The sequence below is a fragment of the Flavobacterium suzhouense genome, assembly GCF_042684765.1.
Taxonomy (GTDB): domain Bacteria; phylum Bacteroidota; class Bacteroidia; order Flavobacteriales; family Flavobacteriaceae; genus Flavobacterium; species Flavobacterium suzhouense.
This window is the reverse complement of sequence record NZ_JBHUMD010000005.1, coordinates 284,312-296,837: the sequence shown is the minus strand read 5'-3', so window position 1 is coordinate 296,837 and position 12,526 is coordinate 284,312. Positions and strand designations below refer to the sequence as shown.

Here is a 12,526-nt window from a genome sequence, read left to right as displayed (position 1 = left end):
CTAAAGAAGTAAAATGTTACAGCCTAAAAGAACAAAATACCGTAAGGTACAGAAAGGTAAGATGAAAGGCGTGTCTCAAAGAGGTCACGAACTTTCTAATGGAATGTTTGGTATCAAATCTTTAGATTCGACTTTTATTACTTCTCGTCAGATTGAAGCAGCTCGTATCGCAGCAACACGTTTCATGAAGAGGGAAGGTCAACTATGGATAAAAATTTTCCCGGACAAGCCTATCACTAAAAAACCTCTAGAGGTAAGGATGGGTAAAGGTAAAGGTGCAGTTGAATACTGGGCTGCAGTTGTAAAACCGGGAAGAATCATGTTTGAAGTAGGAGGAGTTCCTTTGTCAGTAGCTAAAGAGGCGCTACGCCTTGCTGCTCAAAAGCTTCCTGTAAAAACTAAGTTTATCGTTGCCAGAGATTTCGAAGCATAATTAAAAATTTATTATGAAACAATCTGAAATAAAAGATCTATCTGCAGCTGAGTTACAAAGTAAACTTGGTGAGTTGAGAAAAACATATGCCGACCTAAGAACTGCTCACGCTATATCTCCAATTGAGAACCCACTACAGATCAGAACTGTAAGAAGGTCTATCGCTAGAGTAGCAACTGAGTTAAGTAAAAGAGAGTTACAATAATTGTAGTCTGCTGAAAGATGGAAAAAAGAAATTTAAGAAAAGAGAGAATTGGTGTTGTTACCAGTAATAAAATGGAGAAATCTATCGTGGTTTCCCAAACTACAAGAGTAAAACACCCATTATATGGTAAGTTCGTGTTAAAAACTAAGAAATTTGTTGCACACGACGAAACAAACGACTGTAACATTGGTGATACAGTAAGGATTATGGAAACACGTCCTTTATCTAAATCAAAATGTTGGAGGTTAGTTGAAATCATTGAAAGAGCTAAGTAATTATGGTACAACAGGAATCAAGACTTAAAGTAGCAGACAACACAGGAGCGAAGGAAGTTTTAACTATCCGTGTTCTTGGAGGAACGAAAAGACGTTATGCCTCTGTTGGAGATAAAATTGTAGTTTCTATTAAAGATGCAACACCAAACGGAAACGTTAAGAAAGGTGCTGTTTCGACTGCAGTTGTTGTACGTACCAAAAAAGAAGTGAGAAGAGCCGATGGTTCATACATCAGATTTGACGATAACGCTTGCGTATTGTTAAATGCTGCTGGTGAAATGAGGGGAACTCGTGTTTTTGGTCCGGTTGCAAGAGAACTTCGTGAAAAACAATTCATGAAAATTGTATCATTAGCACCTGAAGTGCTTTAATTATTCTAAAGATGATAAAGCTAAAGATAAAATCTGGAGACACTGTAAGAGTAATTGCCGGAGACCATAAAGGTTCTGAAGGTAAAGTACTACGTGTTCTTCGTGAGAAAAACAAAGCGATCGTAGAAGGCGTTAACATGGTGTCTAAACACACTAAACCAAGCGCTAAAAACCCTCAGGGTGGTATCGTGAAGAAAGAAGCTCCTATCCACATCTCTAACATCGCTCTTGTTGATCCTAAAACTAAGGAGACTACTAAGACAGGTGTAAGAAAAGAAGGAGATAAGAACGTGAGATTTTCAAAAAAATCTAATCAAGTATTATAGTGATGGCTTACATACCAAGATTAAAAGAAGAATATAAGAGCCGCGTAGTTGCTGCTCTTAAAGAAGAGTTCGGTTACAAAAACGTAATGCAGGTTCCTAAACTTGAGAAAATCGTTTTGAGCCGTGGAGTTGGTGCAGCTGTATCTGATAAGAAACTTATCGATTATGCAGTAGACGAGTTAACAAAAATTACCGGTCAGAAAGCTGTTTCTACCATTTCTAAAAAAGACGTTGCGTCTTTCAAACTTAGAAAAGGTATGCCGATTGGTGCTAAAGTAACTTTACGTGGTGAAAGAATGTATGAGTTTCTAGACAGACTTATCACTTCTGCACTTCCACGTGTAAGAGATTTCGGCGGAATCAAGGCTACAGGATTTGACGGAAGAGGTAACTATAACCTGGGTGTAACTGAGCAAATCATTTTCCCTGAAATTGATATTGATAAAGTTAACAAAATATCAGGTTTAGATATTACATTTGTAACTTCTGCACAAACTGATAAAGAAGCGAAGTCATTATTAGCAGAATTAGGTTTACCTTTTAAAAAGAATTAAGTTATGGCTAAAGAATCAATGAAAGCCCGTGAGGTAAAAAGAGCGGCGCTGGTAGCAAAATATGCTGAGAAAAGGAAAGCTTTATTAGAAGCTGGAGATTACGAAGGCCTTCAAAAACTACCTAAAAACGCTTCTCCGGTACGTATGCACAACCGTTGCAAACTTACAGGAAGACCAAGAGGTTATATGCGTCAGTTCGGTATTTCACGTGTAACTTTCCGTGAAATGGCTAACAATGGCTTGATACCAGGAGTTAAAAAAGCAAGCTGGTAAAAAACAGAATTATAAATTGGTTTCAGGTTCGGCCGTAACAGGCCGAAAACCGTTACCGCAAATTACTAAATATGTATACAGATCCAATCGCTGATTTCTTAACAAGAATCAGGAATGCAGTTAGAGCTAACCACAAAGTGGTTGAAATCCCTGCTTCTAACCTTAAAAAAGAAATCACAAAGATTTTATTTGATCAGGGCTATATCCTTAGCTACAAATTTGATGACAACGCTGTACAAGGCACCATCAAAATCGCTCTTAAGTATGACAAAGACACTAAAGAGTCTGTAATTAAAGATATCCAAAGAATTAGTAAACCAGGTTTACGTAAATATGCAGGTGCTGATAACCTTCCAAGAATCCTTAACGGATTAGGAATAGCTATCGTTTCTACTTCAAAAGGTCTTATGACTGGCAAGCAGGCGAAACAGCTTAATGTTGGTGGTGAGGTAATTTGTTACGTATACTAATAAAAAGACTTATACGATGTCAAGAATAGGTAAAAATCCAATTACAATACCTGCTGGTGTTACTGTAGAAGTAAACGGCAACGTTGTATCAGTTAAAGGTAAAAAAGGCCAGCTTACACAAGATTTCTCAGATGTTACTGTGAAAATCGAAGAGGGTCAGGTTTTAGTTGAAAGATCTTCTGATCATAAAGATGAAAGATCTAAACACGGTTTATACAGAGCACTTATCAACAACATGATTGTTGGAGTGAATGAAGGCTTCACAAAAGAGCTTGAGCTTGTTGGAGTAGGTTACAGAGCTTCTAACCAGGGTCAAAAACTGGATATCGCTCTAGGTTTCTCTCACAACATCGTTCTTGAGGTTGTACCTGAAGTAACTGTTGAGACTGTATCAGAAAAGGGTAAAAACCCTATCATCAAACTAGCTTCTCATGATAAACAACTTTTAGGCCAGGTTGCTGCAAAGATCCGTTCTTTCCGTAAACCTGAACCATACAAAGGAAAAGGAGTTAAGTTTGTAGGTGAAGTACTAAGAAGAAAAGCAGGTAAATCAGCTTAATAAATCTTAAAATCTAAGACTATGTCATTAAACAAATCTGAAAGAAGACAAAGAATTAAGTTCAGGATCAGAAAGATTGTAAGCGGAACTGCTGCTCAACCTAGACTTTCTGTATTCAGGAGCAATAAAGAGATCTATGCTCAAATCATAGACGACGTTAACGGTGTAACCCTTGCGGCTGCCTCTTCAAGAGATGCAGGTATCACTAAAGGTACTAACATTGAAACTGCTGCAGCTGTTGGAAAAGCAATTGCAGAGAAAGCTTTAAAAGCTGGTATTGATACTATCTCTTTTGACAGAGGTGGATACCTTTACCACGGACGTGTTAAATCATTAGCTGAAGGCGCAAGAGAAGCCGGACTAAAATTCTAAGAAATTATGTATCATAATTATAAAAACGTAGAACTTGTAAAACCAAGCGGTCTTGAACTTAAAGATCGTCTGGTTGCTGTAAATCGTGTTACTAAAGTTACAAAGGGTGGTAGAGCTTTTGGTTTTTCTGCTATTGTAGTTGTAGGTGACGAGAATGGAGTAGTAGGTCACGGTCTTGGTAAATCTAAAGACGTTTCTGAGGCTATTGCTAAAGCTGTTGAGGATGCAAAGAAAAGCCTTGTAAGAATTCCACTTTCAGGCCAGTCTGTTCCTCACGAGCAAAAAGGTAAATTTGGTGGTGCACGTGTACTTTTAATGCCTGCTTCTCACGGTACCGGAGTTATTGCCGGTGGTGCTGTTCGTTCAGTACTTGAGTCAGTTGGTATCCACGACGTACTATCAAAATCTCAGGGATCATCTAACCCTCACAATGTTGTTAAAGCTACTTTTGATGCTTTACTTCAAATGAGAAGTGCTGCTACTGTTGCAAAACAGAGAGGTGTATCATTAGAAAAAGTATTCAAAGGATAATTCACAAGGAAATCATGGGAAAAATAAAAGTAAAACAAGTAAAGAGCAAAATCAACTGTCCTGAAACTCAAAAAAGGACTCTTGAGTCGCTTGGCCTTCGTAAACTAGGTCAGGTTGTTGAGCACGATGCAACTCCTGCTATCCTTGGAATGGTAAATAAAGTTAAACACTTAGTTTCTGTTGAAGAAGCTAACTAACAAAATACACTCATGGATTTAAGTAACTTACAGCCTGCAGAAGGTTCAGTTCACAATAAAAACAAAAGAGTAGGTAGAGGAGAAGGTTCTGGAAAAGGTGGTACTGCTGCACGTGGTCACAAAGGAGCTAAATCTCGCTCTGGTTATTCTAAGAAAATAGGTTTTGAGGGTGGTCAGATGCCATTACAAAGACGTGTTCCTAAGTTTGGTTTCAAAAACATTAACCGTAAGGAATATGAAGGTGTAAACCTTGACACGCTTCAAGCTCTAGTAGATAACGGAATTGTTACAGATACTGTAGATTTTGCAGTATTAGTAGAAAACCGCTTAGCTACTAAAAATGAAATGGTAAAGATATTAGGAAGAGGAGAGCTTAAAGCAAAACTAAAAGTAACTGCTCACAAATTTACTGCGACTGCTAAGGCTGCTATCGAAGCTGCTGGTGGAGAAGCTGTAACTTTATAATCTTTATAATTCATATGAAGAAATTTTTCGAAGCGTTTGCCAATGTCTGGAAAATAGAAGAACTAAAAAACAGAATTTTAGTTACTTTGGGATTGTTACTAGTGTACCGTTTTGGTGCACATGTAACGCTACCCGGTATTGATGCTACACAATTAAACAAATTAACAGATCAAACCCAGGGAGGTATTGGCTGGCTTATCGATGTATTTACAGGTGGTGCGTTTTCGCAGGCATCTGTATTTGCATTGGGTATAATGCCTTACATTTCTGCTTCTATTGTTGTACAGCTAATGGGTATTGCTATACCTTATCTTCAGAAACTGCAAAAAGAAGGTGAAAGCGGAAGAAAGAAAATCAACCAGATTACGCGTTGGTTAACTATCGTTATCACTCTTGTTCAGGGACCTGGTTATATCTATAACCTTTACAGAACCCTTCCTGCAGAAGCATTTATGATGCCTTCTACATCTTTTGCATTTCTTTTCTCTTCTGTTGTTATTCTTGCTACAGGTACCATCTTCGCGATGTGGCTTGGTGAGAAAATTACAGATAAAGGAATCGGTAATGGTATTTCACTACTAATATTAGTGGGTATCATCGCAAGAATGCCACAGGCTTTCATTCAGGAGTTTACTTCGGTAGTTACTGAAAACAATGGTGGGCCTTTGAAATTACTTCTTGAAGTTGCTGTATGGTTAATGATTATCATTGCATGTATCCTTATGGTTATGGCGGTGAGAAAAATACCTGTACAGTATGCGAGACGTACAGCATCTGGCGATTTTGAACAAGATATGTTAGACGGAAATAGGCAATGGATACCGTTAAAGCTAAACGCTTCGGGAGTTATGCCTATCATCTTCGCTCAGGCTATTATGTTCATACCTGCAGCATTAGCAGGACTTTCCAAGTCTGATGCGGCCGCAACCATCACTTCTCAATTCCAGAATGTGTTCGGTTTGGCGTACAATGTAGTTTTTGCTTTATTAATTATAATTTTTACGTACTTTTACACCGCGATTACGGTGCCTACTAATAAGATGGCTGACGACCTTAAGAGAAGTGGTGGTTTTATACCTGGTGTTAGACCGGGTGTTGAAACCGGAGACTACCTTGATAAGATTATGTCGTTGATCACTTTCCCCGGCTCATTGTTCCTTGCACTACTGGCTGTGTTCCCGGCTATAGTGTTTAACTTTGGAGTTCAGCAACAGTGGGCGTTATTTTATGGTGGTACATCGCTATTAATTATGGTCGGGGTTGCGATCGATACTATTCAACAGATAAATTCTTATCTATTGAATAAGCATTATGATGGTTTGATGAAAAGTGGTAAGAATAGAAAAGCAGTAGCTTAAAAATTTTTATGGCAAAACAATCAGCAATAGAACAAGACGGATCGATAATAGAGGCATTGTCAAATGCCATGTTCCGTGTTGAATTAGAAAACGGGCACGTAGTAATTGCTCACATTTCAGGAAAGATGCGTATGCATTACATCAAATTACTTCCGGGTGATAAGGTGAAACTGGAAATGAGCCCTTATGATTTGTCCAAAGCAAGAATTACTTATAGATACTAAAGCTATTATAAAATGAAAGTAAGAGCATCAGTTAAGAAAAGAAGTGCCGAGTGCATCATTGTGCGTAGAAAAGGCAGATTATATGTTATTAACAAAAAGAATCCTAGATTTAAACAAAGACAAGGATAATTATGGCAAGAATTGCAGGGGTAGACATACCTAAAAACAAAAGAGGAGTTATTGCTTTAACTTATATCTTCGGAATTGGTAGAAGCAGGGCTGAAGAGATACTAGCAAAAGCTAACGTTAGCGAAGATAAAAAAGTTCAGGATTGGAATGATGATGAGATCAGTGCAATTCGTGAGGCTGTTTCTTACTTCAAAATCGAAGGTGAGCTACGTTCTGAGATTTCATTAAACATCAAACGTTTAATGGATATCGGATGCTACAGAGGTATCCGTCACAGAGCTGGTCTTCCACTACGTGGTCAACGTACTAAGAACAACTCAAGAACTAGAAAAGGTAAGAGAAAAACTGTTGCTAACAAGAAAAAAGCAACTAAATAATAAGTAGTATGGCTAAAGCGAATACAAAAAAACGTAAAGTTATTGTAGAATCTACAGGTGAAGCTCATATCAGTGCTACTTTCAATAACATCATCATTTCTTTGACTAACAAAAAAGGTGAAGTTATTTCTTGGTCATCTGCAGGTAAAATGGGCTTCAGAGGTTCTAAAAAGAACACTCCGTATGCAGCTCAGATGGCAGCAGAAGATTGTAGTAAAGTAGCTCTTGAGGCTGGTCTTAAGAAAGTGAAAGTTTACGTTAAGGGTCCTGGAAATGGTAGAGAATCTGCTATCAGGTCTCTTCATAATGGAGGAATTGAAGTTACAGAAATCGTTGACGTAACTCCACTACCACACAACGGTTGTCGTCCTCCAAAAAGAAGAAGAGTATAATTTTATAGTATAATCAGAACAGGAACAAGGATTATCGGAGGATACGACCTGAATTCATAATCCCCTGTTTATTAATTTTTAGAAATGGCAAGATATACTGGTCCAAAAACTAAAATCGCCCGTAAATTCGGTGAGGCGATCTTCGGAGATGATAAAGCCTTCGAAAAAAGAAATTACCCTCCAGGGCAACATGGTTTAGCCAAAAAGAGAGGTAAAAAATCTGAATATGCTGTTCAGCTAATGGAAAAGCAAAAAGCTAAGTACACTTACGGAGTTCTTGAAAAACAATTCAGAAACCTGTATGAAAAAGCTGCTGCATCTAAAGGTGTAACTGGTGAGATCCTTCTACAACTTTGTGAAGCTAGACTTGACAACGTAGTATTCAGGATGGGTATTGCTCCTTCAAGAAGGGCTGCAAGACAAATCGTTTCTCACAGACACATTACTGTTAACGGTGAAGTGGTAAACATTCCTTCTTACCACCTAAAAGCCGGAGATAAAGTTGCTGTACGCGAGAAATCAAAATCTCTTGATGCAATCGAGCGTTCTTTATCTAATTCTGCTCACGTTTATGAGTGGATCACTTGGAACAACGATACTAAAGAAGGTACTTTTGTTTCAGTACCTGCCAGGATTCAAATCCCGGAAAACATCAAAGAACAACTAATCGTAGAGTTGTATAACAAATAATAATTGACATTAGTCGAAAATATGGCAATATTTAATTTTCAAAAGCCCGATAAAGTTATCATGATCGATTCTACCGATTTCCAAGGTAAATTTGAATTTAGACCTTTGGAACCGGGATATGGACTGACAGTTGGTAACGCACTTAGAAGAGTTTTGCTTTCTTCATTAGAAGGTTATGCAATTACTTCAGTTCGAATTGAAGGAGTTGACCATGAGTTCTCTACAATAGCAGGGGTAGTTGAAGATGTAACGGAAATAATCCTGAACCTTAAACAAGTTCGTTTCAAACGTCAGATTGAAGACATTGACAACGAATCAGTTTCTATATCTTTCACAGGAAAAGATCAGCTTACAGCTGGTGATTTCCAGAAATTTATTTCAGGATTCCAGGTATTAAACCCTGATTTTGTTATCTGTAATATGGATAGCAAAATTAACATCAACCTTGAACTAACTATCGAGAAAGGTAGAGGTTATGTGCCTGCAGAAGAGAACAAAAAGCAAAACGCAGCAATAGGAACTATTTTTACTGATTCAATCTTTACTCCGGTAAAGAATGTTAAGTATGCAATAGAAAACTTCCGTGTTGAGCAGAAAACAGATTACGAAAAGCTGGTTTTTGAAATCATCACTGATGGTTCTATTCATCCTAAAGAAGCGCTTACTGAGGCAGCAAAAACACTGATTCACCACTTTATGCTGTTCTCTGATGAAAGAATAACACTTGAGGCCGATGAAATTGCACAAACAGAATCTTATGACGAAGAGTCATTACATATGAGACAGCTTCTTAAGACGAAGCTTGTTGATATGGATCTTTCTGTAAGAGCATTAAATTGTTTAAAAGCGGCTGAAGTTGATACGTTAGGCGACTTGGTATCGTTCAACAAAAATGACTTAATGAAATTCCGTAATTTTGGTAAGAAATCGTTAACTGAGCTTGATGAGCTTGTTGCTTCTAAAAATTTACACTTCGGAATGGACTTAACGAAATATAAATTAGATAAAGAATAATCTGAACCCTCTGGGTTTAAATTACAACAGCAATGAGACACGGAAAAAAAGTAAATCATTTAAGCAGGCAGGCAGGGCATAGAAGATCTATGCTTGCTAACATGGCTTGCTCACTTATAGAGCACAAGCGTATCAATACGACTGTTGCCAAAGCTAAAGCGCTTAAACAATATATTGAGCCTCTAGTTACTAAATCGAAAGAAGATACAACTCACAACAGACGTATCGTATTCGCTTACCTTCGCAACAAATATGCTGTTACTGAACTTTTCAGGGAAGTAGCTGCTAAAGTTGGTGATCGTCCGGGTGGATATACTCGTATCATTAAGCTTGGTAACCGTCTTGGTGACAACGCTGATATGGCGATGATTGAGCTTGTAGACTTTAACGAACTGTACAACGCTACTAAGAAAGAAGCTAAGAAAACAACTCGTAGAAGCCGTACTGCTAAAAAAGCAGACGTTGCTGCTCCTGTTGCTGAAGCTCCTGCTGCACCAGCTGTTGAAACAGAAGAGAACAAAGAAGCTACTGAATAATCATGATAGTGATTTTTCAATAATACAAAAAAGGATAAACTTTAGAGTTTGTCCTTTTTTTTTGGTCTACTTGAACGTTTTATATAAAGCAAATAAGCTGAACGTTTTAGAAAGCCAATTTTTTGAAGTAAATTTGCACCCGAGAAGAAAATAACAACGCGTAAATGAAATATTCAAATCGAAATCAGGCAATCCTCCTTTTAGCTGACGGTACTGTATTTTATGGTAAATCTATAGGTATCGAAGGAACTACATTTGGAGAAGTATGCTTTAACACCGGAATGACCGGTTACCAGGAGATATTTACTGACCCTTCTTATTTTGGGCAGATAATGGTAGCGTCTAACGCTCATATTGGTAATTATGGTACAAATGCTGAGGAAATCGAGGCTGAAAAAATTATGATTTCAGGCCTTGTGTGTAAAAATTTCAGTTTTAATCCGTCAAGGGTGAACTCTGATAAGAGCCTTTTGGATTATTTTACTGAGCAAAATTTAGTTGCCATATCGGATGTTGATACAAGAGCACTTGTAAGCTATATCCGCGATAATGGTGCTATGAACGCTGTTATATCTACTGATGGTACTTCTCTTGAAGACCTGAAAAAACAATTGGCTGGCGTTCCGGACATGAAAGGACTTGAGCTTTCTTCTAAAGTCTCTACTAAAGAGCCTTACTTTGTTGGGAATCCTGATGCTAAATATAAAATTTCGGCACTTGATCTTGGGATTAAAAAGAACATTCTTAGAAACCTTGCAAAAAGAGATTGCTACATTAAAGTATTCCCTTATGATGCAACTTATGAGGATATGAAAACTTTTAACCCTGATGGTTTCTTCCTTTCAAACGGTCCCGGCGATCCGGATCCGCTTTATTCAGCACAAGAAACAGCAAGGAATATATTAGCTAATGATGAGCCTGTATTTGGTATCTGTCTTGGACACCAGGTGTTGGCTTTGGCAAATGGCATTCCGACATATAAGATGTTTAACGGTCATAGAGGTATCAACCATCCGGTTAAAAACCTAATGACGGGTCATGGTGAAATTACATCTCAGAACCACGGTTTTGCGGTTGTAAGGGAAGAACTTGAAAAACATCCTGACTTTGAAATAACGCATGAACATATTAATGACGGTACTGTTGCGGGTATGCGTATGAAGAGCAAAAATTGCTTCTCTGTACAATACCACCCTGAGGCTAGCCCTGGACCACACGATGCAAGCTATCTGTTTGATCAGTTCATTGCTAACATAGAAAAAAGTAAAAACTAATACGATTTGGGCTAATATTTATTAGCCCAAATTTGTTTTTTGGAGGCACTGAAGCTGTTTTGCATATAAACCTATGAAGCTAAATCGTTTGCGTTTATAAGTTTTTGAAAATGGCCTTTTTCAGTCTTGCAAAATGTTTAAATTTGTTAGGTTTCACAAAAAATAAATAACAAACAAAAAACTATATAATGAGCATTATTATTAAAGTACACGCTAGACAGATACTTGATTCACGCGGAAATCCTACTGTAGAAGTAGATGTAATTACAGAAAACGGAATCCTTGGAAGAGCAGCTGTGCCTTCGGGAGCATCTACAGGTGAGCATGAAGCTGTTGAATTGCGTGACGGTGGTAAAGCCTACATGGGTAAAGGAGTTTCTAAAGCTGTTGAAAATGTAAATACTGCAATTGCCGGAGAAATCGTTGGTATGTCCGTATTTGAACAAAACGCTATTGACAAAGCGATGATCGCTCTTGACGGTACTGCTAATAAATCTAATCTTGGTGCTAATGCTATCCTTGGTGTTTCTCTGGCTGTAGCTAAAGCTGCGGCTAATGAATTAGGGTTACCATTATACCGTTACATAGGTGGTGTTTCTGCTAATACACTTCCTGTTCCCATGATGAACATCATCAATGGTGGTTCTCACTCTGATGCGCCTATCGCATTCCAGGAGTTTATGATCATGCCTGTTAAAGCTACAAGCTTTACTCACGCTATGCAGATTGGTACTGAGGTATTTCATAACCTTAAAAAAGTACTTCACGACAGAGGTCTTAGTACTGCTGTGGGGGATGAAGGAGGTTTTGCTCCTAACTTTGAAGGTGGTACTGAAGATGCTATCGAAACAATTAAAAAAGCTATCGAAAATGCCGGTTATACTTTTGGCGGAGATGTTAAGCTTGCGCTTGACTGTGCAGCGTCTGAGTTCTATGTAAACGGTAAATACGACTATACTAAATTTGAAGGTGCTACAGGTAAAGTAAGAACTTCTCAGGAACAGGCAGACTATCTTGCTGAGCTTGCTACTAAATACCCAATCATCTCTATTGAAGATGGTATGCAGGAGAATGACTGGGAAGGATGGAAATACCTTACAGAGAAAATTGGTGATAAAGTTCAGCTTGTAGGTGATGATTTATTTGTTACTAACGTTGAGCGTCTTGCTAAAGGTATCGAAACAAGTACTGCTAACTCAATCCTTGTGAAAGTTAACCAGATTGGTACGCTTACTGAAACTATCGCTGCTGTAAACATGGCACATAACGCAGGTTATACTTCTGTTATGTCACACCGTTCAGGAGAGACTGAAGATAACACTATTGCAGATCTTGCAGTTGCTCTTAACTGTGGTCAGATCAAAACAGGTTCTGCTTCTCGTAGTGACCGTATGGCTAAATACAACCAATTACTTAGAATTGAAGAGGAGCTTGCTGAAGTTGCTTACTTTCCGGGTGAAAAAGCATTTAAAGTAAAACAATAATAGTTTATATGCTATAA

Annotated in this window: 23 protein-coding genes; all 23 read left to right on the top strand. The window is 38.1% G+C overall.

Annotated features, from left to right (window positions below):
- Positions 1–13: 13 nt before the first annotated feature.
- Positions 14–433: a 50S ribosomal protein L16 gene (gene rplP, locus ACFSR3_RS04360; RefSeq protein ID WP_114757461.1), complete on the top strand. Its 420-nt coding sequence runs from the start codon at positions 14–16 to the stop codon at positions 431–433.
- Positions 434–446: 13 nt separating this feature from the next.
- A complete protein-coding gene (gene rpmC, locus ACFSR3_RS04355) occupies positions 447–638 on the top strand; it encodes a 50S ribosomal protein L29 (protein ID WP_114757460.1) in 192 nt (63 codons plus the stop codon).
- Positions 639–655: 17 nt separating this feature from the next.
- Positions 656–913, top strand: a complete 258-nt coding sequence (rpsQ, locus tag ACFSR3_RS04350; protein ID WP_057671665.1) for a 30S ribosomal protein S17 — start codon at positions 656–658, stop codon at positions 911–913.
- A gap of 2 nt (positions 914–915) precedes the next feature.
- Positions 916–1,284, top strand: coding sequence for a 50S ribosomal protein L14 (rplN, locus tag ACFSR3_RS04345; protein WP_007803649.1), 369 nt, complete (start codon positions 916–918; stop codon positions 1,282–1,284).
- An 11-nt stretch (positions 1,285–1,295) separates the two neighbouring features.
- Positions 1,296–1,610, top strand: a complete 315-nt coding sequence (gene rplX / locus ACFSR3_RS04340; RefSeq protein WP_114757459.1) for a 50S ribosomal protein L24 — start codon at positions 1,296–1,298, stop codon at positions 1,608–1,610.
- Between the two features lie 2 nt (positions 1,611–1,612).
- Positions 1,613–2,164, top strand: coding sequence for a 50S ribosomal protein L5 (gene rplE, locus ACFSR3_RS04335; protein ID WP_114757458.1), 552 nt, complete (start codon positions 1,613–1,615; stop codon positions 2,162–2,164).
- A gap of 3 nt (positions 2,165–2,167) precedes the next feature.
- Positions 2,168–2,437, top strand: coding sequence for a 30S ribosomal protein S14 (gene rpsN / locus ACFSR3_RS04330; RefSeq protein ID WP_114757457.1), 270 nt, complete (start codon positions 2,168–2,170; stop codon positions 2,435–2,437).
- Between the two features lie 71 nt (positions 2,438–2,508).
- The gene (gene rpsH / locus ACFSR3_RS04325; protein ID WP_114757456.1) at positions 2,509–2,907 is read left to right on the top strand and encodes a 30S ribosomal protein S8; all 399 of its coding nucleotides are present in this window, start codon (positions 2,509–2,511) and stop codon (positions 2,905–2,907) included.
- Between the two features lie 16 nt (positions 2,908–2,923).
- A complete protein-coding gene (gene rplF, locus ACFSR3_RS04320; RefSeq protein WP_114757455.1) occupies positions 2,924–3,466 on the top strand; it encodes a 50S ribosomal protein L6 in 543 nt (180 codons plus the stop codon).
- A gap of 21 nt (positions 3,467–3,487) precedes the next feature.
- Complete coding sequence (gene rplR / locus ACFSR3_RS04315; RefSeq protein ID WP_114757454.1) at positions 3,488–3,838, top strand: 50S ribosomal protein L18; 351 nt, start codon at positions 3,488–3,490, stop codon at positions 3,836–3,838.
- A 6-nt stretch (positions 3,839–3,844) separates the two neighbouring features.
- Positions 3,845–4,369 (top strand): 30S ribosomal protein S5, encoded by a 525-nt coding sequence (rpsE, locus tag ACFSR3_RS04310; protein ID WP_114757453.1) that lies wholly within the window; start codon positions 3,845–3,847, stop codon positions 4,367–4,369.
- A gap of 14 nt (positions 4,370–4,383) precedes the next feature.
- Positions 4,384–4,566, top strand: coding sequence for a 50S ribosomal protein L30 (gene rpmD, locus ACFSR3_RS04305; RefSeq protein ID WP_114757452.1), 183 nt, complete (start codon positions 4,384–4,386; stop codon positions 4,564–4,566).
- 12 nt (positions 4,567–4,578) lie between these two features.
- On the top strand, positions 4,579–5,031 hold the full coding sequence (gene rplO / locus ACFSR3_RS04300; RefSeq protein WP_114757451.1) for a 50S ribosomal protein L15: 453 nt from the start codon (positions 4,579–4,581) through the stop codon (positions 5,029–5,031).
- 14 nt (positions 5,032–5,045) lie between these two features.
- Positions 5,046–6,389 carry a preprotein translocase subunit SecY gene (gene secY, locus ACFSR3_RS04295; RefSeq protein WP_114757450.1) on the top strand — a complete coding sequence of 448 codons (1,344 nt, stop codon included), beginning with the start codon at positions 5,046–5,048 and terminating at the stop codon, positions 6,387–6,389.
- An 8-nt stretch (positions 6,390–6,397) separates the two neighbouring features.
- On the top strand, positions 6,398–6,613 hold the full coding sequence (gene infA / locus ACFSR3_RS04290) for a translation initiation factor IF-1 (RefSeq protein WP_026714631.1): 216 nt from the start codon (positions 6,398–6,400) through the stop codon (positions 6,611–6,613).
- A 12-nt stretch (positions 6,614–6,625) separates the two neighbouring features.
- Positions 6,626–6,742 (top strand): type B 50S ribosomal protein L36, encoded by a 117-nt coding sequence (gene ykgO / locus ACFSR3_RS04285; protein ID WP_002987490.1) that lies wholly within the window; start codon positions 6,626–6,628, stop codon positions 6,740–6,742.
- A 2-nt stretch (positions 6,743–6,744) separates the two neighbouring features.
- A complete protein-coding gene (gene rpsM / locus ACFSR3_RS04280) occupies positions 6,745–7,119 on the top strand; it encodes a 30S ribosomal protein S13 (protein WP_169520212.1) in 375 nt (124 codons plus the stop codon).
- Positions 7,120–7,127: 8 nt separating this feature from the next.
- On the top strand, positions 7,128–7,511 hold the full coding sequence (gene rpsK, locus ACFSR3_RS04275) for a 30S ribosomal protein S11 (protein WP_114757448.1): 384 nt from the start codon (positions 7,128–7,130) through the stop codon (positions 7,509–7,511).
- 84 nt (positions 7,512–7,595) lie between these two features.
- Complete coding sequence (gene rpsD / locus ACFSR3_RS04270; RefSeq protein ID WP_169520211.1) at positions 7,596–8,201, top strand: 30S ribosomal protein S4; 606 nt, start codon at positions 7,596–7,598, stop codon at positions 8,199–8,201.
- Positions 8,202–8,222: 21 nt separating this feature from the next.
- Positions 8,223–9,215: a DNA-directed RNA polymerase subunit alpha gene (locus tag ACFSR3_RS04265; protein WP_114757446.1), complete on the top strand. Its 993-nt coding sequence runs from the start codon at positions 8,223–8,225 to the stop codon at positions 9,213–9,215.
- 32 nt (positions 9,216–9,247) lie between these two features.
- Positions 9,248–9,751: a 50S ribosomal protein L17 gene (gene rplQ / locus ACFSR3_RS04260; RefSeq protein ID WP_114757445.1), complete on the top strand. Its 504-nt coding sequence runs from the start codon at positions 9,248–9,250 to the stop codon at positions 9,749–9,751.
- A 164-nt stretch (positions 9,752–9,915) separates the two neighbouring features.
- Positions 9,916–11,025: a glutamine-hydrolyzing carbamoyl-phosphate synthase small subunit gene (carA, locus tag ACFSR3_RS04255; protein WP_114757444.1), complete on the top strand. Its 1,110-nt coding sequence runs from the start codon at positions 9,916–9,918 to the stop codon at positions 11,023–11,025.
- Positions 11,026–11,213: 188 nt separating this feature from the next.
- Positions 11,214–12,509: a phosphopyruvate hydratase gene (eno, locus tag ACFSR3_RS04250; RefSeq protein WP_379819877.1), complete on the top strand. Its 1,296-nt coding sequence runs from the start codon at positions 11,214–11,216 to the stop codon at positions 12,507–12,509.
- Positions 12,510–12,526: the final 17 nt, after the last annotated feature.